29 protein-coding genes are annotated in these 25725 nt (G+C 60.2%); 14 read left to right on the forward strand and 15 right to left on the reverse strand.

What is annotated here, in order from left to right; translation table 11 throughout:
• Positions 1 to 11 precede the first annotated feature (11 nt).
• From ACM6I7_RS15825 to ACM6I7_RS15845, 5 genes are all read right to left on the reverse strand, one after another.
• Positions 12 to 923: an SDR family oxidoreductase gene (locus ACM6I7_RS15825; protein WP_007968066.1), complete on the reverse strand. Its 912-nt coding sequence runs from the start codon at positions 921 to 923 to the stop codon at positions 12 to 14.
• A 201-nt stretch (positions 924 to 1124) separates the two neighbouring features.
• Positions 1125 to 2027 carry an alpha/beta fold hydrolase gene (locus ACM6I7_RS15830; protein ID WP_414888856.1) on the reverse strand — a complete coding sequence of 301 codons (903 nt, stop codon included), beginning with the start codon at positions 2025 to 2027 and terminating at the stop codon, positions 1125 to 1127.
• The gene (locus tag ACM6I7_RS15835; protein WP_135294979.1) at positions 2027 to 2809 is read right to left on the reverse strand and encodes a class II aldolase/adducin family protein; all 783 of its coding nucleotides are present in this window, start codon (positions 2807 to 2809) and stop codon (positions 2027 to 2029) included. The genes ACM6I7_RS15830 and ACM6I7_RS15835 overlap by 1 nt, the downstream gene beginning before the upstream one ends.
• A gap of 131 nt (positions 2810 to 2940) precedes the next feature.
• Positions 2941 to 3627 (reverse strand): LrgB family protein, encoded by a 687-nt coding sequence (locus ACM6I7_RS15840; RefSeq protein WP_210558911.1) that lies wholly within the window; start codon positions 3625 to 3627, stop codon positions 2941 to 2943.
• Complete coding sequence (locus tag ACM6I7_RS15845) at positions 3617 to 4003, reverse strand: CidA/LrgA family protein (RefSeq protein WP_115986674.1); 387 nt, start codon at positions 4001 to 4003, stop codon at positions 3617 to 3619. Before ACM6I7_RS15845 ends, ACM6I7_RS15840 begins: the two co-directional genes overlap by 11 nt.
• Positions 4004 to 4097: 94 nt before the next feature.
• Here ACM6I7_RS15845 and ACM6I7_RS15850 point away from each other — a divergent pair, with 94 nt between their 5' ends.
• A complete protein-coding gene (locus ACM6I7_RS15850) occupies positions 4098 to 4985 on the forward strand; it encodes a LysR family transcriptional regulator (protein WP_027610875.1) in 888 nt (295 codons plus the stop codon).
• On the opposite strand, the gene ACM6I7_RS15855 is transcribed toward ACM6I7_RS15850, so the two are convergent.
• Positions 4975 to 5430 (reverse strand): flavodoxin, encoded by a 456-nt coding sequence (locus ACM6I7_RS15855; RefSeq protein ID WP_096795376.1) that lies wholly within the window; start codon positions 5428 to 5430, stop codon positions 4975 to 4977. The genes ACM6I7_RS15850 and ACM6I7_RS15855 overlap by 11 nt on opposite strands.
• Positions 5431 to 5581: 151 nt before the next feature.
• On the opposite strand from ACM6I7_RS15855, the gene ACM6I7_RS15860 reads away from it, so the two are divergent.
• Together ACM6I7_RS15860 and ACM6I7_RS15865 are read left to right on the forward strand one after the other, a co-directional pair.
• Complete coding sequence (locus tag ACM6I7_RS15860) at positions 5582 to 6058, forward strand: PAS domain-containing protein (RefSeq protein WP_027610873.1); 477 nt, start codon at positions 5582 to 5584, stop codon at positions 6056 to 6058.
• A 55-nt stretch (positions 6059 to 6113) separates the two neighbouring features.
• A complete protein-coding gene (locus ACM6I7_RS15865; protein WP_027610872.1) occupies positions 6114 to 6719 on the forward strand; it encodes a hypothetical protein in 606 nt (201 codons plus the stop codon).
• Positions 6720 to 6722: 3 nt separating this feature from the next.
• Here ACM6I7_RS15865 and ACM6I7_RS15870 read toward each other — a convergent pair whose 3' ends face one another.
• Complete coding sequence (locus ACM6I7_RS15870; protein WP_166496200.1) at positions 6723 to 7682, reverse strand: MerR family transcriptional regulator; 960 nt, start codon at positions 7680 to 7682, stop codon at positions 6723 to 6725.
• Positions 7683 to 7894: 212 nt separating this feature from the next.
• Between ACM6I7_RS15870 and ACM6I7_RS15875 the strand changes: the two genes are divergently transcribed.
• The 6 genes from ACM6I7_RS15875 (at position 7895) to ACM6I7_RS15900 (ending at position 11029) form a co-directional block, all read left to right on the forward strand.
• Positions 7895 to 8464, forward strand: coding sequence for an antibiotic biosynthesis monooxygenase (locus tag ACM6I7_RS15875; RefSeq protein ID WP_027610870.1), 570 nt, complete (start codon positions 7895 to 7897; stop codon positions 8462 to 8464).
• 175 nt (positions 8465 to 8639) lie between these two features.
• Positions 8640 to 9350 (forward strand): dihydromonapterin reductase, encoded by a 711-nt coding sequence (gene folM / locus ACM6I7_RS15880; protein WP_097090402.1) that lies wholly within the window; start codon positions 8640 to 8642, stop codon positions 9348 to 9350.
• 22 nt (positions 9351 to 9372) lie between these two features.
• A complete protein-coding gene (folE, locus tag ACM6I7_RS15885) occupies positions 9373 to 9933 on the forward strand; it encodes a GTP cyclohydrolase I FolE (protein ID WP_095139529.1) in 561 nt (186 codons plus the stop codon).
• Positions 9934 to 10305, forward strand: a complete 372-nt coding sequence (folX, locus tag ACM6I7_RS15890; RefSeq protein WP_007968040.1) for a dihydroneopterin triphosphate 2'-epimerase — start codon at positions 9934 to 9936, stop codon at positions 10303 to 10305.
• A 96-nt stretch (positions 10306 to 10401) separates the two neighbouring features.
• A complete protein-coding gene (locus ACM6I7_RS15895; protein WP_007968038.1) occupies positions 10402 to 10698 on the forward strand; it encodes a DUF1244 domain-containing protein in 297 nt (98 codons plus the stop codon).
• Positions 10691 to 11029 (forward strand): HopJ type III effector protein, encoded by a 339-nt coding sequence (locus tag ACM6I7_RS15900; RefSeq protein ID WP_414888857.1) that lies wholly within the window; start codon positions 10691 to 10693, stop codon positions 11027 to 11029. The genes ACM6I7_RS15895 and ACM6I7_RS15900 overlap by 8 nt, the downstream gene beginning before the upstream one ends.
• 183 nt (positions 11030 to 11212) lie before the next feature.
• Here ACM6I7_RS15900 and trxB read toward each other — a convergent pair whose 3' ends face one another.
• The gene (trxB, locus tag ACM6I7_RS15905) at positions 11213 to 12175 is read right to left on the reverse strand and encodes a thioredoxin-disulfide reductase (RefSeq protein ID WP_003221727.1); all 963 of its coding nucleotides are present in this window, start codon (positions 12173 to 12175) and stop codon (positions 11213 to 11215) included.
• 311 nt (positions 12176 to 12486) lie between these two features.
• Here trxB and cysZ point away from each other — a divergent pair, with 311 nt between their 5' ends.
• Positions 12487 to 13242, forward strand: a complete 756-nt coding sequence (cysZ, locus tag ACM6I7_RS15910; protein ID WP_414888858.1) for a sulfate transporter CysZ — start codon at positions 12487 to 12489, stop codon at positions 13240 to 13242.
• A 28-nt stretch (positions 13243 to 13270) separates the two neighbouring features.
• Here cysZ and ACM6I7_RS15915 read toward each other — a convergent pair whose 3' ends face one another.
• Positions 13271 to 13846: a hypothetical protein gene (locus ACM6I7_RS15915; RefSeq protein WP_143520542.1), complete on the reverse strand. Its 576-nt coding sequence runs from the start codon at positions 13844 to 13846 to the stop codon at positions 13271 to 13273.
• Positions 13847 to 13960: 114 nt separating this feature from the next.
• Between ACM6I7_RS15915 and ACM6I7_RS15920 the strand changes: the two genes are divergently transcribed.
• A complete protein-coding gene (locus ACM6I7_RS15920) occupies positions 13961 to 15160 on the forward strand; it encodes a glycosyltransferase family 4 protein (protein WP_414888908.1) in 1200 nt (399 codons plus the stop codon).
• A gap of 135 nt (positions 15161 to 15295) precedes the next feature.
• On the opposite strand, the gene ACM6I7_RS15925 is transcribed toward ACM6I7_RS15920, so the two are convergent.
• The 3 genes from ACM6I7_RS15925 to ACM6I7_RS15935 all read right to left on the reverse strand — a co-directional run bounded on the left by ACM6I7_RS15925 (position 15296) and on the right by ACM6I7_RS15935 (position 17631).
• Positions 15296 to 16399 (reverse strand): NADH:flavin oxidoreductase, encoded by a 1104-nt coding sequence (locus tag ACM6I7_RS15925; protein ID WP_414888859.1) that lies wholly within the window; start codon positions 16397 to 16399, stop codon positions 15296 to 15298.
• 141 nt (positions 16400 to 16540) lie between these two features.
• Positions 16541 to 17023 carry a glutathione peroxidase gene (locus ACM6I7_RS15930; RefSeq protein ID WP_027610864.1) on the reverse strand — a complete coding sequence of 161 codons (483 nt, stop codon included), beginning with the start codon at positions 17021 to 17023 and terminating at the stop codon, positions 16541 to 16543.
• A 122-nt stretch (positions 17024 to 17145) separates the two neighbouring features.
• Positions 17146 to 17631, reverse strand: coding sequence for an FKBP-type peptidyl-prolyl cis-trans isomerase (locus ACM6I7_RS15935; RefSeq protein WP_007968032.1), 486 nt, complete (start codon positions 17629 to 17631; stop codon positions 17146 to 17148).
• Between ACM6I7_RS15935 and ACM6I7_RS15940 the strand changes: the two genes are divergently transcribed.
• From ACM6I7_RS15940 to ACM6I7_RS15950, 3 genes are read left to right on the forward strand one after another with little or no spacing between them, the layout of a single operon-like run.
• A complete protein-coding gene (locus tag ACM6I7_RS15940) occupies positions 17600 to 17926 on the forward strand; it encodes a DUF3565 domain-containing protein (protein WP_414888860.1) in 327 nt (108 codons plus the stop codon). The genes ACM6I7_RS15935 and ACM6I7_RS15940 overlap by 32 nt on opposite strands.
• Before the next feature lie 60 nt (positions 17927 to 17986).
• Positions 17987 to 20086, forward strand: a complete 2100-nt coding sequence (gene pta, locus ACM6I7_RS15945; RefSeq protein ID WP_027610863.1) for a phosphate acetyltransferase — start codon at positions 17987 to 17989, stop codon at positions 20084 to 20086.
• Positions 20087 to 20992, forward strand: coding sequence for an acyltransferase (locus ACM6I7_RS15950; RefSeq protein WP_414888861.1), 906 nt, complete (start codon positions 20087 to 20089; stop codon positions 20990 to 20992). It abuts the gene before it with no gap.
• Positions 20993 to 21792: 800 nt separating this feature from the next.
• Here ACM6I7_RS15950 and cysN read toward each other — a convergent pair.
• The 3 genes from cysN to ACM6I7_RS15965 all read right to left on the reverse strand — a co-directional run bounded on the left by cysN (position 21793) and on the right by ACM6I7_RS15965 (position 25633).
• Positions 21793 to 23691, reverse strand: coding sequence for a sulfate adenylyltransferase subunit CysN (cysN, locus tag ACM6I7_RS15955; RefSeq protein ID WP_027610861.1), 1899 nt, complete (start codon positions 23689 to 23691; stop codon positions 21793 to 21795).
• A 9-nt stretch (positions 23692 to 23700) separates the two neighbouring features.
• A complete protein-coding gene (cysD, locus tag ACM6I7_RS15960) occupies positions 23701 to 24618 on the reverse strand; it encodes a sulfate adenylyltransferase subunit CysD (RefSeq protein ID WP_003221715.1) in 918 nt (305 codons plus the stop codon).
• Between the two features lie 256 nt (positions 24619 to 24874).
• On the reverse strand, positions 24875 to 25633 hold the full coding sequence (locus tag ACM6I7_RS15965; RefSeq protein WP_096795366.1) for a Nif3-like dinuclear metal center hexameric protein: 759 nt from the start codon (positions 25631 to 25633) through the stop codon (positions 24875 to 24877).
• Positions 25634 to 25725: the final 92 nt, after the last annotated feature.

The following is a 25725-nucleotide window of genomic DNA, read 5'->3' on the forward strand; positions in this document are numbered from 1 at the left end:
CGTGGCAAACGTTACAGCGAATACTTCTGCAAATTCGCCATCATTTCCTTCAGCGCTTCAATGTTGTCCTTCGGATGCGCCGCGCCTTCGAAGTCGCAGATCTGCTGCCAGTGCGCCGCGACATCTTCCGGGGAGAAGCCGCTGCGGGGATCGAAGCCAGCACCGAGGCTGCGTTCCCAGCGCACCTTGCCCATCCAGCCGCCACCGACTTCAAACAGGCCGGAAGTTTCCTGGCACTGTTCACTGGCCAGGTACACCACCAGCGGGCTGACCAGCTCCGGTTTGAGCTGTTCGAACACTTGCGGCGGGATCAGGCCTTCGGTCATGCGCGTGCCGCCGGTAGGCGCGATGGCATTGACCAGAATATTGTTCTTGCGACCTTCGATGGCCAGGGTACGGGTCAGGCCGTAGAGGCCGAGTTTGGCCATGCCGTAGTTGGACTGGCCAAAGTTGCCGTAGATGCCCGAGGTCGAGGCGGTGAAGATCACCCTTCCGTAGTTTTGCTCGCGCAAGTGCGGCCACGCGGCGCGGGTCACTTTGTAGGCGCCTTCGACGTGGACGCGGTAGACCAGATCCCAGTCGGCGTCGTCCATCTTGTGAAAGGTCTTGTCGCGCAGAATCCCGGCGTTGTTCACCACCACGTCGACACGGCCAAAGGCGTCGAGGGCGTTTTGCACCAGTTTGTCGCCGTCGGTGACCGAGTCATGGTTGGCCTCGGCGATGCCGCCGGCTTCGCGAATTTCCGCCACCACACGGTCGGCGGCGGAGGCGTTGGCCCCTTCGCCCTGGGTCGAGCCGCCGAGGTCGTTGACCAGCACTTTGGCACCGTGCCGGGCGAACAGCAAAGCGTGCGCTCGCCCCAGGCCACCACCGGCGCCGGTGACGATCACGACTTTATCTTCGAAACGTACGGACTCATTCATCGCAGCAACTCCAGCAGGCCAGTATTGAGTCCGAGTGTCAGGCACAGGGCTTTGGGTCACAACGAATACGGCTGAGGCTGAATGGTGCGCGATAAGGGTGAGGGATGATGAGGGCGTCAAAAGATCAAAAGATCGCAGCCTGCGGCAGCTCCTACAGAAGATCGGTTTAGGAGCTGCCGCAGGCTGCGATCTTTTGATCTGTCAGGAGCATGCGACCTTGCGCGGCGGTAACTCCAGGCGCTCACGAAACGCCAGGTAATGCTTGAGCACCTGCACCGGCGCTTCGATCTGCGGATAGTGGCCGATGCCCGGCAACAGCACCGTATCGGCGTCGGCAATCAGCTCGCGGTAACGCTCGACCATGTGCGCACCGGAGATCGGGTCGACCTCACCGTCAATAACTCGCAGCGACACCTCGCCGCGTTGCATCGCCGTCACCCAGCGATCACGTTGCACCCGCCGCTCAGGGATGTAGCCGATCAGTTTGTGCAGGATGCGTGGGCCACGATGGGTTTCGATCAGGCTCCAGAAATCATCCAGTTCACTTTCGCTGGGGCCGGTCTGCGGGCCGAAGATCTGGCGGAAACTTTTCACCAGTGCATCACGGCTGAACGCCCGGCCGATCATCCAGCCCAGCGGGCTGAGCAGCAGCTTTTGCATCAGCACAGGACGATGGGTTTCGGGGAACAGCCCGCCATTGAGAAAGACACAACTGGCCACCTCGATCCGGTTTTCGTAATGCCGGGCGAGCAACTCCTGGGCAACGCTATCGCCGTAATCGTGGGCCAGCACATGCACAGCTTGCTCGACCTGAAGATGCGCCAGCAGCGCCTGTTGCAGGTCGGCCTGTTCCAGCAGGCTGTAGCGGTGATTCAACGGTTTGGCCGAGTCACCGAAACCGAGCATGTCACAGGCGATCACCCGGTAGCGCTGGGCCAGAGGCTGCCACAGGTAGTGCCAGTCCCAACTGGCCGTCGGGAAACCGTGGATCAGCAGCAGCGGCTCACCCTGCCCCGCCGTCCAGTAACGGATCGACTGGCCGCGAAAGACAAACGTCCGGCTGCGTTTGCGCCAGACACACAGAGGAATCTCGGCAAGAGGCATCAGAGTTTATATCCGGGGTCTTGTTTATCGAGTTTGCGCAGCAGCGCCGGCCAGGCCAGCGCGCCGCCCATGCCTTGAGCACTTTTGGTCACGCCGGCGATCATCGCTTTGGCGCCCGCCAGGATCTGCGGTTCGATGGCGATCAGTTCAGCAGCGCCGGTCTGCGCCATGACCTGAATATCGCAGGCGCGCTGGAAGGTGAACATCATCAGAAAGGTGTCGGCGATGGTACCGCCACAGGTCAGCAACCCGTGGTTGTGCAGCATCAGGAAATTGTTCTCGCCCAGGTCCGCCTGCAAGCGCGCCTTCTCTTCGTGATTCAGCGCCACGCCTTCATAGGCGTGATAGGCCAGGCTCGACAGCACGAACAGCGACTGCTGGCTGATCGGCAACACACCCTGTCTTTGCGCGGAAACGGCTACACCGGACGCGGTGTGGGTATGCAGCACACAAACCACATCGTGCCGTACCTCGTGCACGGCGCTATGGATGGTGTAACCGGCGGGATTGATTTCGTAGGGACTGTCCATGAGCTTGTGGCCGGCCTGATCGACTTTGACCAGGCTCGACGCGGTGATCTCATGGAACATCAACCCGAACGGGTTGATCAGGAAGTCTTCGGTGCCCGGGACCTTGGCCGAGATGTGGGTGAAGATCAGGTCATCCCAGCCATGTAGCGCAACCAGCCGATAACAGGCGGCGAGATCGACCCGGGTCTGCCATTCCGCGGCACTGACCTGGTCTTTGACATCAAGGGACAATTGGACGGGGGCTACGCTCACTGTATGCACCTCTGCGTTCTTATTGTTCTGCACGTACGAGCAGTCTAGTCAGGCGCAGAGGATCGCGTAGTTGCATTGCCAGCCAGCTTGATGACTGAGCGGGTCAGCCAGGCAAACTCCTTGGATCCATGTCAAAGCCACGACGCCAACAAAGGTGCGGCGAACAGATTGAGCAGCCCGGTCAGCACCATCACCAGCCCCGCCACCGAGCCTTCCTCACCACCCACTTCATGCGCCCGACTGACGCCTGCGCCGTGCGCGCCAACCCCGAACAACGCACCGCGCGCCAGGGCACTGCGCAACGGCAGCCACTTGAGCAATACGCCGCCGAGCATCGCGCCGAACACGCCGGTAAACATCACGAACACGGCAGTCAGTTCCGGCACGCCACCGAGATCCTGCGCCAGCGGCATGGCGAACGGCGTGGTGATCGAGCGCGGTACCAGCGACATCGTCACCGAGCTATCCAGCGCCAACGCCTTGGCCAGGCCGAACGACGTAGCGATCGACGCCGCGCTGCCGGCGAGCATACCCAACAGCAGCGCTGACCAGTGCCGCACCAGCAGACGCCGCTGCTGCCAGATCGGCACGGCGAAGGCGACCGTCACCGGCCCGAGCACCAGCATCAACCAATGGGTGTTGCTGGCGTATTCGGCATAGGCGGTGTGCAGCGGCACGGCGAGCGCCAGCAGCAGTGCCGGCACCAGAATCAGCGGCGACAGCAAGTAACGCCCGGTGCGCCGGTAAATCCAGCGACTGAACAGGTACGCCAACAGGGTAAAGGCGAGCCAGAACATCGGCATCCATTCAAGCTTCATGGGACCGCCTCAGGCGCACGGCCAGCTCCACGGTGAAGGCTGTCACCAGCATCACCATCAGGGTGCTGGCGCCGATCACCAGCAAAATCCGCCAGCCGTCATCGCGCAACAGCGCGCCGTAGTCGAGCAGACTCATCAGCGCCGGAATAAAGAACAGCAGCATCTCGGCCATCAGCAATCCGGCACCCAGTTGCAGCGCCGCCGGTTTGACCCAGCCAAACGCGAATGCCAGCAGCAATAGGGCCATGCCGATCACGCCGCCGGGAATCGGCCAGGCCAGCCACGCGGCGATCTGGCAGCCGAGCAGGTAGAGACCGAGCAACACGGCCAGTTCGACGCAGAGACGGGACAGGTATTTGAGGGATGCGGCGTTCATGATGGGCTCCTTACAGGGGCTTATTTTACGAAGCGCCCTGTCATCCCAGAAGCGAATTGTTAGACTCAGCCCTATTCCACAATGGAATCGGATGATGGAATTCAAACAGCTACGCAGTTTTGTCGAAGTCATGCACCAAGGCGGCTTCACCCAAGCGGCGAAAACCCTGCACATCAGCCAGTCGGCGGTGAGCAAGCAAGTCGCGCAATTGGAGCAGAGCCTCGGCACGCCGTTGCTCGAACGACTCGGCTCGCAATTGCGCCTGACCGCCGCGGGCAGCGTGGTGCTGCAGCGCGCCGAGGGCATGTTGCGCCTGCGCAATGAATTGCTCAGCGAACTGGATGATCTGAGCCAACTGGCACGCGGCGAATTGCGCCTCGGTCTGCCGCTGCTGGGCAGTGATGCACTGTTCGCCGGGTTGTTCGCCGAGTATCGCCGGCGCTATCCGAACATCAGCATTCAATTGCTTGAAGGCGGCAGCCGCAATGTCGAGCAAGCGGTGCTCAGCGGCGAACTGGAGTTAGGCGGGAGCCTGCTGCCGAAAGATCCGCAGTTCGATTTCCAGCCGTTCTGCGATGAGAAACTCGATGCGTTATTGCCGGTGGATCATCCGTTGGCGGGGCGCGGCGAGATTGGCCTTGAGGAATTGGCCGACACGCCGTTCCTGTTGTATCAGCGCAGCTTCGTGCTCAATGACCGTTTACTGCAGGCCTGCCAGCAACTGGGCTTTACCCCGAAAGAAGGCGGGCGCAGCGGGCAGGCGGATTTTCTCGTGGCACTGGTGGCCGCCGGGCAAGGCGTGGTGCTGCTGCCCAGCGTGGTGGCCCGGGCACTGGAGCGTCCGGGCGTGGTGCGCCTGACCTTGCGCGCGCCAGATTATTTGCGCTGGGACATCGCCTTCATCTGGCGCCGAGGCGCCTATCTGTCGAAAGCCGCGCAGGCCTGGATGGCTCTGCTGCGTGAGCGCGCGATCAGCCCTTGAGCGTGGCGATCAATTGCGCCAGCCATGGCTCAGCGTCAGTTTCCGGGGTCACGCTTTCGCTGGCGTCCAGACGCAGCATCTCCTGCACTTCGCGCACGCCCAGTTCGGCGAACAACTCACGCATCAGTTCGCCGCCGCCACAGAACGTATCGCCGTAACTGGCATCCCCCAAACCGATCACCGCACCCGGCAAACCGCGCCACGCGGCTGGCAACTGATCGCGAAGGCTGAAATACAGCGGCTGCAGGTTATCCGGCAATTCGCCCATGCCGGTGGTAGACGTCACCGCGAGAAACGCTTCAGGTGCGAACGCCTGGATATCCGCCAGGCTGGCGCGCGGGTTGTAGAAGGTTTCAAAACCGGCGTCTTTCAGCAGGTTCTGCGCGTGACGGGCGACTTCTTCGGCCGTGCCGTATACCGAGCCGGAGAGGATGGCGACTTTCATCAATCTGATCCTGAAGCGGAAAAAAGAGCGGCGATAGTAGCAGTCCGACGCAAAAGCCGCGATCCAGCCCCGATTCGCCGTGATAGCCAGTAGACAGCGGCGTTGGAACTTCTAGAATGCCAGCCATTATCGACACTGAAAGGATTCATTGATGATCAACGCCAGTCTGCTGCAAATGGTGATCAACGCGTCGAACGATGGAATCGTGGTGGCCGAAAAGGAAGGCGAGCAGGACAACATCCTGATTTACGTAAACCCGGCCTTCGAACGCCTGACCGGTTACAGCAGCGAAGAGATTCTTTATCAGGACTGCCGCTTTCTGCAGTCAGGAGACCGCGATCAAGCCGGTCTGTCGCTGATTCGCGACACCTTGCACAACGGCGGGGCGTGCCGGGAAATCCTGCGCAACTACCGCAAGGACGGCACACCATTCTGGAACGAGCTGTCGTTGTCGACAGTGAAAAACGCTGATGACGGCCAGACTTATTTCGTCGGTGTGCAGAAAGATGTCACGGTTCAGGTCAAGGCGCAGCAACGCGTTGCACAACTGGAAGCACAAGTTGCCGCCTTGCAAGCCGAACTCGCCGCCCTGAAAGCGACGAACGGCGCAAACAAAACTGCGAACTAAGTGTCAGTAACTACAATCACCAATGACTTTGTAACTATTTCTTTCGAGCCAGGCCATGCAACGCGACGCACTCCTGACCCAGGATGAGCTGGATTTCATCCAGACCATGCAGCACAACCCGCAGCTCAATGTGCGGGATGCGACGTCGAGCCTGTTGGTCAATGGAGGTTCGCAGATCCGTGACCTGCTCACACGCCTGGCGGCTCACGAGCAAGTGACCATTCAGGCCAATTTCGAAAATCAGCAAATGACCTTTCCGCTGCACCTGGTGGAAGACGAATTCCACGCGTTGCACCTGCGCCTGGGCGTGCCGAGCATTTACGAAGACGGGCCGATGATTCGCCCATGGCGCCTGACTCTCGAAGAGCCGGTCGCGCTGGAAAATGCCAAAGGCCAACCGGGCATGATGTGGGTGCACGAGGTGTCGCACAAAGGCGTGCTGCTGGAAATGCGCAACAAGACCAAACCGCCCAAGCATTTCGCGCTGTGGTTCAGCCCTTCAGGTTACGAGCGGATTTCCCTGCGCGGCAACTTCGAGCGCGAAACCGAGCACGGCTTCTACGCCTACGAGCTGAGCCAGACCGACGCCGATGAAACCGAACGGCTGCGCCAGTTCATCCTGCAACAACACCGTCTGACCCACCCCGCCCTGCACACCTGATATTCAGGTATCCAGCGTACCTGCGAGAAATTGCGTCATGCGCTGACGCATCGTCGCTCCTTCATTGCCCAGACAACCGATCGAGGATCCGGCCAGACTGTCCTGTGCCAGATCGGCAGCGTCGCCGGCGAGCATTACCTGACAGTCGAGACTCAAGGCCAGTCGATTCAGACGGCGCGGCAAATCCGCGGTGGGGGCATGGTTGGAAAACAGCACCAGCGCCTGCGGCTTGATCCGCTCGCACACCAGCGCCAACTCATCGAATGGCTGGCCGGTGGTCAGCACCCGCACGCCCGCATCATTGCCACTGAGAAACAACGCGGCAACCAGTAGCTCGAGTTCACGACACTGACCGGCGAGCGCACTGACAATCACTTTGCGCGGCTGGGTGCCGCGCAGCGCGACGATCCGCTGCAACACCCGCGCCCGCAGGAACCCGTCGAAAAACAGCCACTCGCTGGTCTGCCCGAAGGCATCCTGGCGCTGCAGCATCTGCAGCCACAACGGCATGAGGATGTCCTGGAACACCACCGGCAGCGCGTATGAAGAGAAAATCTGGTTGTAGACCTGATCCAGCGCACGGTCATCGAACGCGCTGATCGCGGCCTGCACCTGTTGCTGCCACTGACCGTAATCAGCCTGCACCAGATCATCAGGAATGATATGAGCCAGCACTTTCAGCGGCTCGGTCTTGGCGAGAATCTTGCCGACCTTGCTCACGGCCACGCCGCGATCGATCCAGTCGACGATGCTGCGCACGCGCTCGATTTCGGTCATCGAATACAACCGGTGCCCGCTTTCGGTGCGCGTCGGCTGGATCAAACCGTAGCGGCGCTCCCATGCACGCAGCGTTACCGGGTTGACGCCGGTCAGCCGCGACACCTCCCGAATAGGGAACAACTCTTCGCGCTCAAGTGCGACAGAAGCCTGCGAGGCAGGGTTAGCGTCCGTGATAACAGCCATGGTGCAGGTTTGTCCGCTCGTTGAATTTGGATCCCATTCTACATCCGATGCCCTCTGTCGGTTCAACCCAATAAACAGAGACGAAAGTCTCTGAAACTGTCATCAAAATCGGGAATAATCCTTGCTTGTTGAAAAGCGCAGACCCCTACCCCGGTTTGCGCAATGCGAAACCTCCTACCCGGAGCGCCGCACTCGAAATATGGAGATACACAATGTCTACTTCCCCCGTCACGCTGATGGTTGCGCGTCGCGTCGCCGACGGTCGCTATCAGGACCTGATTGCCTGGCTGCGCGAAGGCGAACAACTGGCCACTGACTTTCCCGGTTACCTGGGTTCCGGCGTGCTCGCTCCGCCACCCGGTGACAACGAATTCCAGATCATTTTCCGCTTCGTCGACGAGCAGACCCTGCACGCCTGGGAGCACTCGGTCTCGCGGACCGCGTGGCTGGCGCGGGGCAGCGATCTGTTCGAGCATCCCAAGGAGCATCGGGTCAGCGGCATCGAAGGCTGGTTCGGCGCTGCCGGTCAACGGCCACCACGCTGGAAACAGGCCGTGGCGATCTGGCTGGCGTTCTTCCCGGTGTCGCTGCTGTTCAACTTTGTCCTCGGACCGCTGCTCGGCGAGATGAGCCTGCTGCCGCGGGTATTGATCAGCACGGCGTGCCTGACGCCCTTGATGGTGTATTTCTTTATTCCGTTGTCGACGCGGTTGCTGGCCAACTGGTTGAACGCTGTGCCTGCGCGACCTTTGCCTGCAACACCCTCTACGCAGAATCGATGATCTCTGTGTGGGAGCTAGCCTGCTCGCGAATACGGACTGCCATTCAACATTGATGTCGACTGAGACACCGCATTCGCGAGCAGGCTCGCTCCCACAGGTATTGGTAAGGCCGACGATAGGTGCATGGCTCATGTCGCTGTTATAGTTTTTGCTCCAACCGCGACGCGAGCCGTTCATGTCCATATCCTCCGCCCCGATCCTCATCACCGGTGCCGGCCAGCGTGTCGGTCTGCACTGCGCACAGCGTTTGCTTGAAGACGGCCATCGGGTCATCTTCACCTACCGCAGCGAACGTCCGGGCGTACAAGCCCTGCGTGATCTGGGCGCTGTCGCGGTGTTCGCGGACTTCTCCAGCGAAGCCGCCATCCTCGCCTTCATCGATGAACTGAAAACCCACACCGACTGCCTGCGCGCCATCGTCCACAACGCCTCCGAATGGCTGGCGGAAACCCCGGGCAGTGAAGCCGAGGCCTTCTCGCGCATGCTCAACGTGCACATGCTCGCGCCGTATCTGATCAACCTGCACTGCGCCGACCTGCTCAAAGGCTCGACCCCGGCCGACATCATCCACATCAGCGACGACGTCACGCGCAAGGGCAGCAGCAAACACATCGGTTATTGCGCCAGCAAAGCCGGGCTCGACAGCCTGACCCTGTCCTTCGCCGCGCGCTACGCGCCGGCAATCAAAGTCAACGGCATCGCGCCGGCCCTGCTATTGTTCAATCCCGACGACGACGCGGCGTACCGCGCCAGGGCGCTGGCCAAATCCGCGCTGGGCATCGAGCCCGGCAGCGAAGTGATCTACCAGAGCCTGCGCTATCTGCTCGACAACCCCTATGTCACCGGCACGACCCTGACCGTCAACGGCGGACGGCACGTCAAATAAGCTGCTGCGCGAGGATCACCCCATGAGCCGTTCCCTGCCCGAGAATTACCGCGAGATCCTCATCGGCCTCGGCGAAGACCCCGACCGCGAAGGTCTGCTCGATACCCCGGTGCGCGCGGCCAAAGCCATGCAATACCTGTGTCACGGCTATGAACAGAGTGTGGATCAGATCGTCAACGGCGCGCTGTTTGCCTCCGACAGCGACGAGATGATCATCGTCGCCGACATCGAGCTCTACTCGTTGTGCGAACATCACCTGCTGCCCTTCATCGGCAAGGCCCATGTGGCTTATATTCCGACAGGCAAGGTGCTGGGGCTGTCGAAGATCGCGCGGCTGGTGGACATGTTCGCCCGGCGCTTGCAGATTCAGGAAAACCTCACCCGGCAGATTGCCGATGCGGTGCAACAGGTCACCGATGCCGCCGGCGTCGCGGTGGTCATCGAGGCCCGGCACATGTGCATGATGATGCGCGGTGTCGAGAAACAGAATTCGACCATGAACACCTCGGTCATGCTCGGCGCCTTTCGCGACTCGAGCAACACCCGCCAGGAGTTCCTGCAATTGATTGGACGGAGCAAGTAAATGTCACAACTTCAACCGGGAATGGCGCGCATCCGGGTCAAGGATCTGCGCTTGCGCACCTTTATCGGGATCAACGAGGACGAGATCCTCAACAAGCAGGATGTGCTGATCAATCTCACGATCCTGTACGCGGCGCAGGAAGCGGTGCGCGACAACGACATCGATCACGCGCTGAATTACCGCACCATCACCAAGGCGATCATCGCTCACGTCGAGGGCAATCGGTTTGCGCTGCTCGAACGCCTGACCCAGGAACTGCTGGATCTGGTGATGACTCATGCTGCAGTGCTGTACGCCGAAGTCGAAGTCGACAAGCCGCATGCGCTGCGTTTTGCCGAGTCGGTGTCAATAACGCTTGCAGCGAGCCGCTAGCTTCAAGCTTCAAGCGGCAAGCTGTAAACTTCGTATCAACGCCACCCATCTTGCAGCTTGAAGCTCGTCGCTTGAAGCTGTCTCGCAGAGACTCCCATGACCGAGCAACAACGCCTCGAACTCGAAGCCGCCGCCTTCCGCCGGCTGGTCGCCCACCTGGACAGCCGTAAGGACGTGCAGAACATCGACCTGATGAACCTCGCCGGATTCTGCCGCAACTGCCTGTCCAAATGGTACAAGGCTGCCGCCGATGACCGTCAGATCGAGGTCAGCCTCGACGACGCCCGTGAAGTGGTTTACGGCATGCCTTACGCCGAGTGGAAAGCCCAATACCAGCAAGAAGCCAGCGCCGAACAACAGGCGGCGTTCGCCAAAGGAAAACCCAATGAGTGATCTGAACACCCTGCGCGCCAGCCTCAAAAGCGGCGAACACGCTTTCGCCGACACCCTGGCTTTCATCGCCGCCGGTTACGACTACCAGCCTCAGGCGTTCAACAACGGTGGCGTGGAAAACGCCGCCGGGAAGAACGAAGGTTCGTGCAAGACTTTGGGTCTGGCACTGCTGGAAGGCTTGAGTGATGAAGAAGCGCTGCTGGCGTTCGGTGAACATTACCGTTCGGTGGTGGCGACGCCTGAGGGCAGCGACCACGGCAATATCCGCGCGCTGATCAAGCACGGTCTGGCGGGTGTGAAGTTCGAAACGCAGCCCCTGACCCGTCGCTGATTTCCATAGCCAACCCCATCCCCTGTGGGAGCGGGCTTGCTCGCGAAGGCGCCGTGCCAGGCGACTTTTCTTTGTCTGACACACCGCTTTCGCGAGCAAGCCCGCTCCCACAGGGTTATGCGATGTAGCGGAAATACGGGCACAAAAAAAACCGGCCGAAGCCGGTTTTTTTGTGTCTGCGATTTAGAACGAAGCGTTCTGCAGACCGTCCAGGTAACGCTCGGTGTCCAGTGCCGCCATGCAGCCAGCGCCGGCCGAGGTGATGGCCTGACGGTAAACATGGTCAGCCACGTCACCGGCAGCGAAGATGCCTTCAACGCTGGTGGCAGTGGCGTTGCCGTCACGGCCGCCCTGCACTACCAGATAACCGTCTTTCAGGGTCAACTGGCCTTCGAACAGCGAAGTGTTCGGGGTATGGCCAATGGCGATGAACACGCCGTCGACTTTGATCTCGTCGAAGCTGCCGTCGTTGTTCTTCAGACGCGCACCGGTCACGCCCATGTTGTCGCCCAGCACTTCGTCGAGGTTGGCGTTCAACTTGAGGATGATCTTGCCTTCGGCCACGCGGGCGTTGAGCTTGTCGATCAGGATCTTCTCGGCGCGGAAGGTTTCGCGACGGTGGATCAGGGTCACGGTGCTGGCGATGTTAGCCAGGTACAGCGCCTCTTCAACAGCGGTGTTGCCGCCGCCGACCACAGCCACTGGCTTGTTGCGGTAGAAGAAACCGTCGCAGGTCGCGCAGGCCGAAACGCCTTTGCCCATGAACGCTTCTTCCGACGGCAGGCCCAGGTAGCGAGCGCTGGCACCGGTAGCGATGATCAGGGCGTCGCAGGTGTAAGTCGCGCTGTCGCCGGTCAGGGTGTACGGCTTGGCAGCGAAGTCCACGGCGTTGATGTGATCGAAAACGATCTCGGTTTCAAAACGCTCGGCGTGCTCGCGCATCCGCTCCATCAGGGCCGGACCGGTCAGGCCGTGCACGTCGCCCGGCCAGTTGTCGACTTCGGTGGTGGTGGTCAATTGACCGCCGGCCTGCATGCCGGTGATCAGCAGTGGCTTGAGGTTGGCACGGGCGGCGTAGACCGCAGCGCTGTAACCGGCAGGGCCGGAACCGAGAATAATCACTCGCGAATGACGGACTTCAGACATGACCTGCTCCTGTTGACCGGGCCGAAACACTGGCGCGGAACGCCGGACTGCCGGCGGGAATAAAAAAGGACTGTGGATAACCTTGGGGAAGGCATGAGCTCGACAGTCCTGTAAAAAGTTGGGTGCAGCGTATCGAGGGGGGCAAGATTAAGGAAATACGGATTAACAATCCAGCTCATAGGTGGTCTCTATACGCAGACTCCGACCGGATCGACGTCTTTGTTACAGTGAATGTCGATCGCTCTGCCGCGCTTTCGCACCTGTTGCAAAGTCGGTAAGGTCGGCGCGTTTTCCCTTGCTCGGAGCACCTTATGCCCGCCCCTGTTCTGTCCGGCCCGCAATACCTGCGCGAAGGCCTCAAACTGGTTCTCAGCCCGGGCCTGCGCCTGTTCGTGTTGCTGCCACTGGCGATCAACCTGGTGCTGTTCGTCGGATTGATCTATCTGGCCGGCCATCAGTTCAGCCTGTGGGTCGACAGCCTGATGCCGTCGCTGCCCGACTGGCTGAGTTTCCTCAGCTACATCCTCTGGCCGCTGTTCGTGGTGCTGGTGGCGTTGATGGTGTTCTTCACCTTCACCATGCTCGCCAACGTGATCGCTGCGCCGTTCAACGGTTTCCTCGCGGAAAAAGTCGAAGTGGTGGTACGCGGCACCGATGATTTCCCGGCCTTCAGCTGGGGCGAACTGATTGCGATGATCCCGCGCACCCTCGCCCGGGAAATGCGCAAACTCGGCTACTTCCTGCCGCGGGCGATCGGCCTGTTCATTCTCTCGTTCATCCCGGTAGTGAACATCGTCGCCGCCCCGCTGTGGCTGCTGTTCGGCGTGTGGATGATGGCGATCCAGTACATTGACTACCCGGCAGACAACCACAAACTGGGCTGGAACGAGATGCTCGCCTGGCTGCGGCAGAAACGCTGGCAGAGCATGAGTTTTGGCGGGATCGTCTATCTGGCGCTGCTGATTCCGGTGGTGAACATTATGATGATGCCGGCTGCAGTGGCCGGGGCGACGTTGTTCTGGGTGCGTGAACGCGGTGCCGAGATGCTGGCTCAGGAAAAAGTCTGAGCCTCCAGGCATCAATCCTTCTGGCAACTCAGGGGTAAACGCCGCCTAGAAGCAGCCCTACCAATACCCACGCCGCAGCGCCTGGCAAGATAATCAGCAAGTTCCAGGCGTTGAGGCGATTGTTACTCAGGCCTTGAGGATCGCTGGCGGCCAAATTGATCAGTTGTTGCCCTTGGCTTGCGACATAAACTCTTATCGGCAGCATGATCAAGGCGACAAGGCCAAGAAAACTCAGCTCTGGAATCTGCTTGGGAAGCTTTTCGAATATGTGCGCGACTACGGTCAGTACAACAAAGACTGTTGCCCATTGCTCAAGATCCCAATCGGACTTTCCACCTCTGTCATGGATTCGTTTTTTGGCTTGCCGATAAAGCTGATGCACGAAAAACAAATAGAAAAACGCTCGCGCCCACGGCCATAGCTCCTGTCGAGTACTGCGCTTGTACTGACTCCAGTTTTTGTAAATCCAGAAGTAGAAATACAGGCCAAAACTGAGGATCGCCAGCAGAATGAACTTCCACCGTGCAACAACATAAAACTCTGGTGTTTGTTCATCCGCAACCAACAGTTCCGCCTCAGGCGGTGCATAAGCATTCTCGGACACAGCCATATTTCCTGGAAAGAGTTCAAGTCAAGGCTAACGACCGGGCAGGCAAAAGGTTTAGGCACACGGTAAGCAGCTGTCATCAATCGATCATCAACTCGACACAATGACGACATCGCCTCAATCGACACTGAGGTCATGACGACAGCTCTGCATATCACCCTGATCAGCGAAACCTTCCCACCGGAAATCAACGGAGTGGCCAATACCCTTGGTCGCTTGTGCGATGGCTTGCGCGCGCGTGGGCATCAGGTGGAACTGGTGCGACCGCGCCAGGCGGGAGATCCGCAGCGCGTCGAGGACGATGCCTTGCTGTTGTGTCGAGGCTGGCCGTTGCCGGGTTATCCCGGTCTGCAATGGGGACAGTCGTCGATGCACAAGCTGCTGCGGCGCTGGAAGCGTCATCGCCCGGACGTTTTGTACATCGCCACCGAAGGCCCGCTCGGTTTGTCGGCGTTGCGTGCGGCGCGACGCCTGGGGATCTCGGTGGTCAGCGGCTTTCACACCAATTTTCAGCAGTACACCAACCAGTACGGACTGAGTTTGCTGACGCGCTTGCTCACGCATTATCTGCGCTGGTTTCACAACCGCTCGGCGATGACCCTAGTGCCCAGTGTCAGTCAGCGCCTGGAACTGGAGCGTCGGCATTTCGACCGCCTCGCCCTGCTCTCCCGCGGCGTGGACAGCCAGTTGTTTCACCCGGCCAAGCGCCTGAACGGCTTGCGTGAGCAATGGGGCCTGAGCGAGCAGGACATCGCGGTGATTCACGTCGGCCGGCTGGCCCCGGAAAAGAACCTCGGCCTGCTCAAGCGCTGCTTCGACACCCTGTGCGGCACTTATCCACAGCGCAAGCTGAAGCTGATCGTGGTCGGCGACGGGCCGCAACGGCCTGCGCTGGAAAAGGAGCTGCCCGAGGCGATCTTCTGTGGTTCACAGCGCGGCGAAGCACTGGCGGCGCACTATGCGTCCGGCGATATCTTCCTGTTCCCAAGCATGACCGAAACCTTCGGCAATGTGGTGCTGGAAGCACTGGCGTCAGGGCTGGGGGTGGTGGCGTACGATCAGGCTGCGGCAGCGCAGCACATTCGCCACGGTTACAACGGCGTGTTGGCGATGCCCGGAGATGAGGATGCGTTCTGCGATGCGGCGGCGTGGTTGCTGGAGGAGGATGAGACCTTGCGTTGCGTGCGCCTGAATGCGCGCCAGCATGCCAGTCGCCAAGGGTGGGCGGCGATCATCGAGCAGTTTGAAAAGCATTTGCGTGGCGCGTGTCTGCGGGAGCAGGTGTTGCCGAATGCGCAGACATTACCTTAGATCTTTGCTGATTTTGAACCTGCCTTCGCGAGCAGGCTCGCTCCCACAAGGGATCTTCAGTGAACACAGATTCTGTGAACCCAGAGAAACCTGTGGGAGCGAGCCTGCTCGCGAAGGGGTCGGTAATGGCGACGCTTAAACCAGCGTCATCAACGCCTCACGGCTGAACGGCAGAATATCCTGCTCACGCCCTTCACGGACTTTCAGCGCCCAGTCCGGATCCACCAGCAGCGCACGGCCCACTGCCACCAGATCGAACTCGTCGTTGTTCAGACGCTCCAGCAGTTTCTCCAGGCTTGCCGGTTGCGCGACCTTGTCGGTGTTGACCATGAACTGCAGGAACTCGCCGTCGAGGCCGACGCTGCCTACGGTGATGGTCGGTTTGCCAGTCAGTTTGCGCGTCCAGCCGGCGAGGTTCAGCTCGGAACCGTCAAATTCAGGCTCCCAGAAACGCCGCGTCGAGCAGTGGAAAATGTCCACCCCGGCGTCGGCCAACGGCTTGAGGAATTCGCCCAGCGCCTCCGGGGTCTGCACCAGACGCGCGGTGTAATCCTGCTGCTTCCACTGCGAAAAACGGAAGATGATCGGGAAGCCTTCACCGACTGCCGCACGCACCGCTTGAATCAGCTCGATGGCGAAGCGCGAACGGTTGGCCAGGCTGCCGCCGTATTCGTCGGTGCGCTGGTTGCTGCCTTCCCAGAAGAACTGGTCGATCAGATAGCCGTGGGCGCCGTGGATTTCCACGCCGTCCATGCCGATGCTTTGCGCATCCTTCGCCGCTTGGGCGAAAGCACCGATCACGTCCTGAATGTCTTGTTTGGTCATGCCGTGCACCACGACCTGGCCATCCTTGAGTTTTTCCGTCGGGCCGTAAGCCGGGACGCTGGCGTCCGGCTCGGTGCCGATGCGGCGCACGCTGCCGACATGCCACAGTTGCGGAACAATCTTCCCGCCCTCGGCGTGCACCGCGTCGACGACTTTTTTCCAGCCGGCCAGTGGCGCTTCGCCGAAGAACTGCGGCACATTCGGGTAACCGTTGGAAGCCTTGTGACCGACAGTGGTGCCTTCGGTGATGATCAGGCCAACACCGGCCGCAGCGCGGCGACGGTAGTACTCGATCACTTTGGAATTGGGTATGCCACCCGGGGAAAACGAGCGGGTCATCGGCGCCATCACCACGCGGGTCGGCAGTTCGAGGGCACCGAGGTGAAACGGTTTGAACAGGGCTTGCACCGGCATTGGAAGGCTCCACAGGGAATGACTTTATGACGGCGATAATATGAACAGTCAGCGCCTTTTAACAGCACTATTGATTTGAATGATTAAGGGTCAAAAGTCAGGCAAAAAAAATCGCAGCTCGATGGCTGCGATTTTTGTGTTTCAGCCCAGCGCTTTTTCAATCGCGTGGACAATGGTGGGATCATCCGGCGGCGTGCGCGGCGAGAATCGCGCCAATACCCGTCCATCCTTGCCGAGCAGGAATTTCTCGAAGTTCCAGGTGATATCCCCCGGAAACTCCGCACCCTCGCCCGCCAGCAAGCGGTACAGCTGATGACGATCATGGCCGTTGACTTCAAGCTTGCTCGACAACGGGAACGTCACGCCATAGTTCAGGCTGCAGAACTCCTGGATTTGCTGTTCGGTACCCGGTTCCTGACCGGCAAACTGATTGCACGGCAGGCCCAGCACACTGAAGCCCTTGCCCTTGAATTGCTGGTAGAGGTTTTCCAGCGCCGCGTACTGTGGGGTCAAGCCGCATTTGGAGGCGACGTTGACCACCAGCACGACTTGGCCTTTGAAAGGCGCCAGCGGTAGCTCCTGACCATCCAGGGCTGTCAACTTAAGGTCGTGAAAAGCACTCATGACGGACTCCAGATTCCCGTGTTCTACTCGAAACAGCCACTTGGCGAGAGCACCAAGGACAGCCGCGGACTAAAAAGGCGCCCGCAGGCGCCTCTCCAGTACTCGAAGCTTAGCGCAGAAAATCAGTGGTGATGGCCACCTTCGCCATGGACGTGGCCATGAGCGACTTCTTCCTGGCTGGCGTCACGGATAGCAACGACCTTCACTTTGAAGTTCAGGCGCTGACCGGCCAGTGGGTGGTTGCCGTCAACGGTGACGTCGTCGCCGTCCAGGTCACGGATGGTCACGATCTGCATCTGGCCGTCCGGCGCCGAAGCGTGGAACTGCATGCCGACTTCCAGCTCGTCAACGCCTTCGAACATGCTGCGGCTCAGGGTGCTGACCAGTTCGGCAGCGTATTCGCCGTAAGCGTCTTCCGGCTCAACGGACACTTCCAGCTCGTCACCAACAGCTTTGCCTTCCAGAGCTTTTTCCAGGCCCGGGATGATGTTGCCTGCGCCTTGCAGGTAGACCAGCGGAGCGCCGCCGGCGGAGCTGTCGATGACCTCACCAGCGTCGTTGGTCAGGGTATAGTCGATGGAGACAGCCTTATTGGCGGCGATCAGCATGGGGCGAGACCTTTTGCAGAAGAATATAGAAAGGCCAAGTTTAGCGAAGCAATCGCGCGAAAGCGAACACAACCCGGACAAACGGGATTCGACAATCGCCGGCTTCCATCAGGATGAAGACGGTCACTGGATGGCCGAGCTTTCCTGTGGCCACACCCAGCACCTGCGTCACCAGCCGCCGTGGCAATCGCGGCCATGGGTCCTGGACCCGGCGCAACGTATTGAAAAAATAGGCCAACCCTTTGACTGCGGTTGGTGCGCACAAGGCTCGGTTAGCGATAACCTTGGCGACTGAATTGCGGTAGGCGGTCACGTATAGATCGCCACCATTGCCATGCACCTTTAGAGAATCCGCATGCAAACTTTTTTTATCGCGCCCACCGATTTTGGCGTGGGTCTGACCTCCATCAGCCTCGGGCTGGTGCGTACCCTGGAGCGGGCCGGACTGAAAGTCGGCTTCTTCAAACCGATTGCCCAGCCGCATCCGGGCGACACTGGCCCGGAGCGTTCCACCGAACTGGTGGCGCGCACCCACGGCCTGAAACCGCCGCAGCCACTGGGCCTGGCCCATGTCGAGCGGATGCTCGGCGACGGTCAGCTCGATGAGTTGCTCGAAGAAATCATCGCCCTCTATCAGCAAGCTGCTATCGGCAAAGATGTGCTGGTGGTCGAAGGCATGGTGCCGACCCGTAGCGCCAGCTACGCCGCGCGGGTCAATTTGCACCTGGCGAAAAGCCTGGATGCCGAGGTGATTCTGGTCTCGGCCCCGGAAAACGAAGTGCTTGCCGAACTCTCCGGTCGCGTGGAATTGCAGGCGCAATTGTTCGGCGGCCCGAAAGATCCAAAAGTCCTCGGCGTAATCCTCAACAAGGTCAAGACCGACGAGAGCATGGATGCCTTCGCCACACGATTGAAGGAGCATTCGCCATTACTGCGCAGCGGTGATTTCCGCCTGCTCGGCTGCATTCCGTTTCAACCCGAACTCAATGCACCGCGTACCCGCGACGTCGCCGACCTGATGGGCGCGCAGGTGCTGAACGCCGGCGATTACGAAACCCGGCGCATGACCAAAATCATCATCTGCGCACGGACCATGCGCAACACTGTGGAGCTGCTCAAGCCCGGCGTACTGGTGGTGACCCCGGGTGATCGCGACGACATCATCCTCGCGGTCAGCCTCGCGGCACTCAATGGCGTACCGCTGGCCGGGCTGTTGCTGACCAGCGACACCCTGCCCGATCCACGCATCATGGACCTATGCCGTGGCGCGCTGCAGGCCGGTCTGCCGGTGCTGTCGGTGAGCACTGGCTCCTACGACACCGCCAACCTGCTCAATGGCCTGAACAAGGAAATCCCCATCGATGACCGCGAACGTGCGGAGATCATCACCGATTTCGTCGCCAGTCATCTCGACGCCAAATGGCTGCATCAGCGCTGTGGCACCCCGCGGGAAATGCGTCTGTCGCCAGCGGTATTCCGCTACCAACTGATTCAACGGGCGCAGTCGGCGAATAAACGCATCGTGCTGCCCGAAGGCAGCGAGCCGCTCACCGTGCAAGCGGCGGCGATCTGCCAGGAGCGCGGCATCGCCCGTTGCGTGCTGCTGGCCAAACCCGAAGACGTCGAAGCCGTGGCCCGTGCGCAAGGTATCGAGTTGCCGCCGGGGCTGGAGATCCTCGATCCGGACTTGATTCGCGAGCGCTACATCGAGCCGATGGTCGCGCTGCGCAAAAGCAAAAGCCTCAACGCGCCGATGGCCGAACAGCAACTGGAAGACACCGTGGTGATCGGCACCATGATGCTCGCGCTGGATGAGGTCGACGGCCTGGTCTCGGGCGTGATCAACACCACCGCCAACACCATCCGCCCGGCCCTGCAACTGATCAAGACCGCACCGGGCTGTACGCTGGTGTCGTCGGTGTTTTTCATGCTGTTCCCCGAAGAAGTGCTGGTCTACGGCGACTGCGTGATGAACCCGCACCCGAGCGCCGCCGAACTGGCGGAGATCGCCCTGCAAAGCGCTGATTCCGCAGCAGCATTCGGCATCACCCCGCGCGTGGCGATGATCAGTTACTCCAGCGGCGAATCGGCCAGCGGCGAAGAAGTCGAGAAAGTCCGCGAAGCCACCCTGCTCGCCCACGAGCAACAGCACTCGCTGCTGATCGACGGCCCGCTGCAATACGACGCCGCTGCCAACGCAGACGTTGCCCGGCAACTGGCGCCGAACAGCCAGGTGGCCGGTCGCGCCACGGTGTTCGTGTTCCCTGACCTGAACACCGGCAACACCACCCACAAAGCCGTGCAGCGCAGCGCCGACTGCGTCAGCCTCGGCCCGATGCTGCAAGGCCTGCGCAAACCGGTGAACGACCTGCCGCGCGGCGCGCAGGTCGACGACATCGTCTACACCATCGCCCTGACCGCGATTCAAGCCGCCAACCGACCTATGGATGTGTAAATGCTGGACTTCCTGCCCGCCCCGATTCGCGGCGTGATCGCCGCGCTGCTGTTGGCACTCAATACGATTCTGCTGTGCTCGTTCCTGTTCTGCGTCGCGCTGATCAAAGTGCTGCCCTTCGACCTCGCCCGCCGCGCCTCACTGTGGCTGATGAGCCACACCCACGAAGCCTGGATCAGCAACAACAAAGGCTGGATGAACCTGGTGCGCCGCACCCGCTGGCACATCAGCGGCCTGCAATGTCTGGACTACCAACACTCATACCTGATCACCAGCAACCACCAGAGTTGGGTCGACATCCTGGTGCTGCAATACGTGCTCAACCGGCGCATCCAGCCGCTGAAATTCTTCCTCAAGCAGGAGCTGATCTGGGTCCCGGTAATTGGCCTGGCGTGGTGGGCGCTGGGCTTTCCGTTCATGAAACGCTACTCCAAGGCCTATCTGGAAAAACACCCGGAGAAGAAAGGCAAAGACCTGGAAACCACGCGCAAGACCTGCGCGAAATTCCGCAACAACCCGGTGGGGATTTTCAACTTCGTCGAAGGCACACGCTTCACCGAAGGCAAGCACGCGCAGCAGCAGTCGCCGTTCAAATACCTGCTCAAACCCAAGGCGGGTGGCATCGCCTTCGTGCTGGACGCGATGGGTGAGCAACTGGAGTCGATCGTCAACGTGACCATTCACTATCCAGGCGGGCGTCCGGGTTTCTGGGATCTGCTGTGCGGCAACGTGCGCGACGTGGTGGTGCACTTTGAAGAACTGAAAATCCCGCCAGCCTTCATCGGCAAGAACTACGACCAGGACGGCGAATATCGCCTGCAATTCCAGGGCTGGATCAACCAGCTATGGCAGGACAAGGATGCGCTGCTGGAACAGATGCACCGCGAATTCGCAGACAAACGTTAATCCCCTGTAGGAGCGAGCCTGCTCGCGATAGCGGTGGAACAGCCACTCCCAATGTTGAACGACATACCGCTATCGCGAGCAGGCTCACTCCTACAGTTGGATGGAGTGCATTCAGGATGGAGTGCATTCAGTTAGAGCTTGGTCGGCTGTGAGGCCGCCTTCGCGAGCAAGCCCGCTCCCACAGTTTGAACACGGTGTATTCAGGTAGAGATTAGTCGGCTGTCAGGCCGCCTTCGCGAGCAAGCCCGCTCCCACAGTTTGAACACGGTGTATTCAGGTAGAGATTGGTCGGCTGTGAGGCCGCCATCGCTGGCAAGCCAACTCCCACAGGAAAAGCTAAAGCCAGGCGCACGCTTTTCACCACTCAAATGGCCGAGTGTCAGCTCGCCGAAAGCTTTTGATCTTGATCCACGGGCGACGTCGGAAGGCTGAGCGTAGGGATTGATCCGGGGGTGGGAGCGCAGCGACCGTTTGGCGCAGCCAAACACAGCGAGAGGAGGTGCAGCGAAGCAAACCGGAGGCGCTGCGCCCGGATCAATCCCGCAGCGAAGGGACCCCGAGCCCCAGCGAGCGGGCCGAACGCAGGAGCAAGCGTTTTTGGTTACTTTTTAGGCGTTTGTAAAAAGTGACCCGCCGTAAGGGCGGAACCGCAATCAGCAACACCCGAAGAAACGGATATTCACACAACCCACCCAGAGCATGGCCAGCCCAAAGGCCGCCACCGCCGAAAACCAAATGCCCCCCAATAAAAAACCCGCCGATGATCACTCATCCGCGGGCCTTTTATTTCCGACTAAAGCTTAAATCGCGCCACGCTTACGCAGCAGATCCAACACCTGCTTGACGCTCTCTTCCAACGACAGCGACTGCGTGTCGATCACCAGATCAGCATTCAGCGGCACGTCATACGGGAACGACTCACCCGGAATATTATCGCCACCCGCAGCATACAAGCCCTGCGGATCACGCTCGGCACACACCGCCGGCGAAGCCTGCACATAAACCGTCAGCAGACGCTCCTTGCCGATCAGATCCTTGGCCTGCTCGCGACCTTCGGCGCTCGGCGCAACAAACGCCGCCAGGGTCAACAGACCCGCCTCGTTGAACTGACGCGCCACATGCGCAGCACGCCGCCAGTTCTCGGTACGACCGGCACGATCCTGCGGCAGCCCTTTGTTCAGGTCGTGACGCAGATTCTGACCATCGAGCACAAACACCGCACGGCCCATGTCGAACAGCTTGCGCTCGACCGCGTAGGCCAGCGTGCTCTTGCCCGCGCCCGACAGGCCGCTGAACAGCACGGTCGCTGGCTGCTGGCCGAAACGCTGGGAACGTTCCTCAGTGGCAACGTGAGCCAGTTTGCCGTGGTGCGAGGCAGTCCCATGAGCCACTGGCTGAGCGACGATCATGCCGGCGCCGACGGTGCCGTTGGTCAAACGGTCGATGACGATGAACGCGCCGGTGGTGCGGTTGCTGTCGTAACCGTCGAGGGCGATCGGCGCGTCGAGCGCGATCTTCACCTTGCCGATTTCGTTGAGCTGCAACGCGCTCGCCGGACCTTCTTCAAGGGTGTTGACGTCGACCTTGTTGACGATGCTGGCGATGGAGCCCGGCACGTAACTGGTGGCGCGCTTGATGTCGTATTTCTTGCCCGGCAGCATCGGCTCTTCAGCCATCCACACCAGCATCGCTTCGAAGCTGTCGGTGACCGGCGGCACGTTGTCGGCATGCACCAGCAGGTCGCCACGGGAGATGTCGATTTCGTCTTCCATGGTCAGCGTCACCGCTTGACCCGGGCCGGCCTGCTCCAGCTCACCTTCGAAGGTGACGATGGATTTGACGCGGCTGCTCTTGCCCGACGGCAGAACCACCACTTCGTCGCCCTTGTGCACGATGCCGCTGGCGAGGGTGCCAGCGAAACCGCGGAAGTTCAGGTTCGGACGGTTGACGTACTGCACCGGGAAACGCAAATCGGTGAAGTTGCGGTCGCCCGCCACTTCCACGGTCTCGAGAATTTCCATCAGCGACTGACCTTTGTACCAAGGCGAGCGCTCGGACTTGTTCACCACGTTGTCGCCCTTGAGGGCAGACATCGGCACGAAGTGCATGCTGGTCGGCTTCATCTTCAAGCCTTCGGCGAACTTCAGGTAGTCGGCCTTGATCGACTCGAACACGCCTTCATCGAAGTCTTTCAGGTCCATCTTGTTGATGGCGACGACGATGTGCTTGATGCCCAGCAACGAGGCAATGAAGCTGTGGCGACGGGTCTGGGTCTGCACCCCGTAACGGGCGTCGACCAGGATGATCGCCAGGTCACAGGTGGACGCACCGGTGGCCATGTTGCGGGTGTACTGCTCATGGCCAGGGGTGTCGGCGATGATGAATTTGCGTTTGGCGGTGGAGAAATAGCGGTAGGCGACATCGATGGTGATGCCCTGCTCACGCTCGGCCTGCAGACCGTCGACCAGCAACGCCAGGTCGATGTCGTCACCGGTGGTGCCGACTTTCTTCGAATCACGGGTGATGGCTTCCAGGTGATCTTCGTAGATCATCTTGGAGTCGTGCAGCAGGCGCCCGATCAGGGTGCTCTTGCCGTCATCGACGTTACCGCAGGTCAAAAAGCGCAGCAGCTCTTTACGTTCGTGCTGGCCCAGGTAGGCGAGGATGTCCTCGCTGATCAAATCAGATGCGTGCGACATGACAACCCCTTAGAAATAACCCTGACGTTTCTTGTCTTCCATCGAGCCTGCGCCATCGTGGTCGATGACCCGGCCCTGGCGCTCGGAAGTTCGCGTCAGGAGCATTTCCTGAATGATGTCCGTGAGGGTTTCAGCCTCGGACTCCACCGCGCCCGTCAACGGGTAGCAGCCAAGGGTACGGAAACGCACTTTCTTTTTGACGATGCGTGCCTTGTCCTCGTCAGACAGGTGTTCGAGGATACGGTCGTCGTCGATCATGATCAGCGTGCCGTTCTTCTCGATCACTTCGCGCTCGGCGGCGAAGTACAGCGGCACGATCGGGATGCCTTCGAGGTAGATGTACTGCCAGATGTCCAGTTCGGTCCAGTTCGACAACGGGAACACCCGAATGGATTCGCCCTTGTTGACCTTGCCGTTGTAGACGTTCCACAGCTCAGGGCGCTGGTTTTTCGGGTCCCAGCGGTGCTTGCTGTCGCGGAACGAGTACACGCGCTCTTTGGCACGGGACTTCTCTTCATCGCGACGGGCGCCGCCGAACGCGGCGTCGAAACCATGCTTGTCGAGCGCCTGTTTCAGGCCCTCGGTCTTCATGATGTCGGTGTGTTTGGCGCTGCCGTGGGTGAACGGGTTGATGTTCTGCGCCACGCCATCGGGGTTGATGTGGGTGATCAGGTCCAGGCCCAGCTCTTCGACCATCTTGTCGCGGAACTTGTACATCTCCTGGAATTTCCAGCGAGTGTCGACGTGCATCACCGGAAACGGCAGTTTGCCCGGGAAGAACGCCTTGCGTGCCAGATGCAGCATCACGGCGGAGTCTTTACCGATGGAGTACAGCATCACCGGGTTGTCGAACTCGGCGGCCACCTCGCGGATGATGTGGATGCTTTCCGCCTCCAGCTGTTTCAGATGCGTCAGTTTGTCGACCATGGCTACTCACGAAAGCTTTCTTATGAACGGCCAGCGGGCCGTGTTCGAGCGGGGAATCCTAGCACAGCGACCTCTTCTAATCAGGACGCCTACTAGATCGAAAGGGCATATGAATATGCCTGCCGGTTCGGCCGGGCAATGCTGTTCCTGTGGGAGCGGGCTTGCTCGCGAAAGCGGTGTGTCATCCAACATCGCCGCTGATTGAACCACCGCATTCGCGAGCAAGCCCGCTCCCACACTGAAATAAGGTTTAGCCTTAGATCGGGTTCGGGCAATCGATGAAGATGTGTTCGAGGGCGAAACGTTTTGCCAGGTAGTCACCCAGCGCCTGCACGCCATAGCGCTCGGTGGCGTGGTGACCGGCGGCGATGAAGCTGATGTCGTTTTCCCGCGCGCTGTGGAAGGTCTGCTCGGAGGCTTCACCACTGAGGAACAGATCGACACCCGCCGCCACGCCCTGATCGATATAGCCCTGCCCGCCACCGGTGCACCAGCCGACCCGACGAATCATCCCACTGCCCTCGACCAGCAGCGGCTCGCGGCCCATGACGTCTTTAACCTTGCGGGCGAAATCACGCGCAGTCATCGGCTCATTCAACGACCCGACCAGTCCGACAATTTTGAGGTTGTCCGGATCCAGTGGCCCTTCAACGGTAATGTCCAGCTGACGCGCCAGTTGCACGTTGTTGCCAACCTCCGGATGCAGATCCAGCGGCAAGTGATAGGCGAGCAGACTGATGTCGTGCTTGAGCAAAGTCTTCAAACGCCGCTGCTTCATGCCGGTGATGCACGGGTTCTCGCCTTTCCAGAAATAACCGTGATGCACCAGCACCAGATCCGCTTCGGCTTCCACCGCAGCATCGAGCAAGGCCTGACTGGCGGTGACGCCACTGACGATGCGCATCACTTGCGGTCGGCCTTCGACCTGCAGGCCGTTCGGGCAATAATCGGCGATTTTCGCACTGCCGAGGTAACGGTCGGCTTCTTCGACGAGGGTGCTGAGGGCGACGGCCATGAAAGACTCCTGAAAATCCCGTTCAGAGGCGCGCGCGGCCTCGTATAATGCGCGACATTATGGGCGGTCTGACCCCGCCTGCAACTTTTCCA

Origin of the sequence: Pseudomonas sp. IT-93MI4 (genome assembly GCF_949767635.1) — a bacterium.
GTDB lineage: Bacteria > Pseudomonadota > Gammaproteobacteria > Pseudomonadales > Pseudomonadaceae > Aquipseudomonas > Aquipseudomonas putida_A.

Bases quoted from the DNA above. Each gene is read 5' to 3' on its own strand.
- ACM6I7_RS15825 (WP_007968066.1), bottom strand. From the start codon at position 923: ATGAATGAGTCCGTACGTTTCGAAGATAAAGTCGTGATCGTCACCGGC.
- ACM6I7_RS15830 (WP_414888856.1), bottom strand. From the start codon at position 2,027: ATGCCTCTTGCCGAGATTCCTCTGTGTGTCTGGCGCAAACGCAGCCGG.
- ACM6I7_RS15840 (WP_210558911.1), bottom strand. From the start codon at position 3,627: ATGAAGCTTGAATGGATGCCGATGTTCTGGCTCGCCTTTACCCTGTTG.
- ACM6I7_RS15845 (WP_115986674.1), bottom strand. From the start codon at position 4,003: ATGAACGCCGCATCCCTCAAATACCTGTCCCGTCTCTGCGTCGAACTG.
- ACM6I7_RS15850 (WP_027610875.1), top strand. From the start codon at position 4,098: ATGGAATTCAAACAGCTACGCAGTTTTGTCGAAGTCATGCACCAAGGC.
- ACM6I7_RS15855 (WP_096795376.1), bottom strand. From the start codon at position 5,430: ATGAAAGTCGCCATCCTCTCCGGCTCGGTATACGGCACGGCCGAAGAA.
- ACM6I7_RS15860 (WP_027610873.1), top strand. From the start codon at position 5,582: ATGATCAACGCCAGTCTGCTGCAAATGGTGATCAACGCGTCGAACGAT.
- ACM6I7_RS15865 (WP_027610872.1), top strand. From the start codon at position 6,114: ATGCAACGCGACGCACTCCTGACCCAGGATGAGCTGGATTTCATCCAG.
- ACM6I7_RS15870 (WP_166496200.1), bottom strand. From the start codon at position 7,682: ATGGCTGTTATCACGGACGCTAACCCTGCCTCGCAGGCTTCTGTCGCA.
- ACM6I7_RS15875 (WP_027610870.1), top strand. From the start codon at position 7,895: ATGTCTACTTCCCCCGTCACGCTGATGGTTGCGCGTCGCGTCGCCGAC.
- folM (WP_097090402.1), top strand. From the start codon at position 8,640: ATGTCCATATCCTCCGCCCCGATCCTCATCACCGGTGCCGGCCAGCGT.
- folE (WP_095139529.1), top strand. From the start codon at position 9,373: ATGAGCCGTTCCCTGCCCGAGAATTACCGCGAGATCCTCATCGGCCTC.
- folX (WP_007968040.1), top strand. From the start codon at position 9,934: ATGTCACAACTTCAACCGGGAATGGCGCGCATCCGGGTCAAGGATCTG.
- ACM6I7_RS15895 (WP_007968038.1), top strand. From the start codon at position 10,402: ATGACCGAGCAACAACGCCTCGAACTCGAAGCCGCCGCCTTCCGCCGG.
- ACM6I7_RS15900 (WP_414888857.1), top strand. From the start codon at position 10,691: ATGAGTGATCTGAACACCCTGCGCGCCAGCCTCAAAAGCGGCGAACAC.
- trxB (WP_003221727.1), bottom strand. From the start codon at position 12,175: ATGTCTGAAGTCCGTCATTCGCGAGTGATTATTCTCGGTTCCGGCCCT.
- cysZ (WP_414888858.1), top strand. From the start codon at position 12,487: ATGCCCGCCCCTGTTCTGTCCGGCCCGCAATACCTGCGCGAAGGCCTC.
- ACM6I7_RS15925 (WP_414888859.1), bottom strand. From the start codon at position 16,399: ATGCCGGTGCAAGCCCTGTTCAAACCGTTTCACCTCGGTGCCCTCGAA.
- ACM6I7_RS15930 (WP_027610864.1), bottom strand. From the start codon at position 17,023: ATGAGTGCTTTTCACGACCTTAAGTTGACAGCCCTGGATGGTCAGGAG.
- ACM6I7_RS15940 (WP_414888860.1), top strand. From the start codon at position 17,600: ATGGAGACAGCCTTATTGGCGGCGATCAGCATGGGGCGAGACCTTTTG.
- ACM6I7_RS15935 (WP_007968032.1), bottom strand. From the start codon at position 17,631: ATGCTGATCGCCGCCAATAAGGCTGTCTCCATCGACTATACCCTGACC.
- pta (WP_027610863.1), top strand. From the start codon at position 17,987: ATGCAAACTTTTTTTATCGCGCCCACCGATTTTGGCGTGGGTCTGACC.
- ACM6I7_RS15950 (WP_414888861.1), top strand. From the start codon at position 20,087: ATGCTGGACTTCCTGCCCGCCCCGATTCGCGGCGTGATCGCCGCGCTG.
- cysN (WP_027610861.1), bottom strand. From the start codon at position 23,691: ATGTCGCACGCATCTGATTTGATCAGCGAGGACATCCTCGCCTACCTG.
- cysD (WP_003221715.1), bottom strand. From the start codon at position 24,618: ATGGTCGACAAACTGACGCATCTGAAACAGCTGGAGGCGGAAAGCATC.
- ACM6I7_RS15965 (WP_096795366.1), bottom strand. From the start codon at position 25,633: ATGGCCGTCGCCCTCAGCACCCTCGTCGAAGAAGCCGACCGTTACCTC.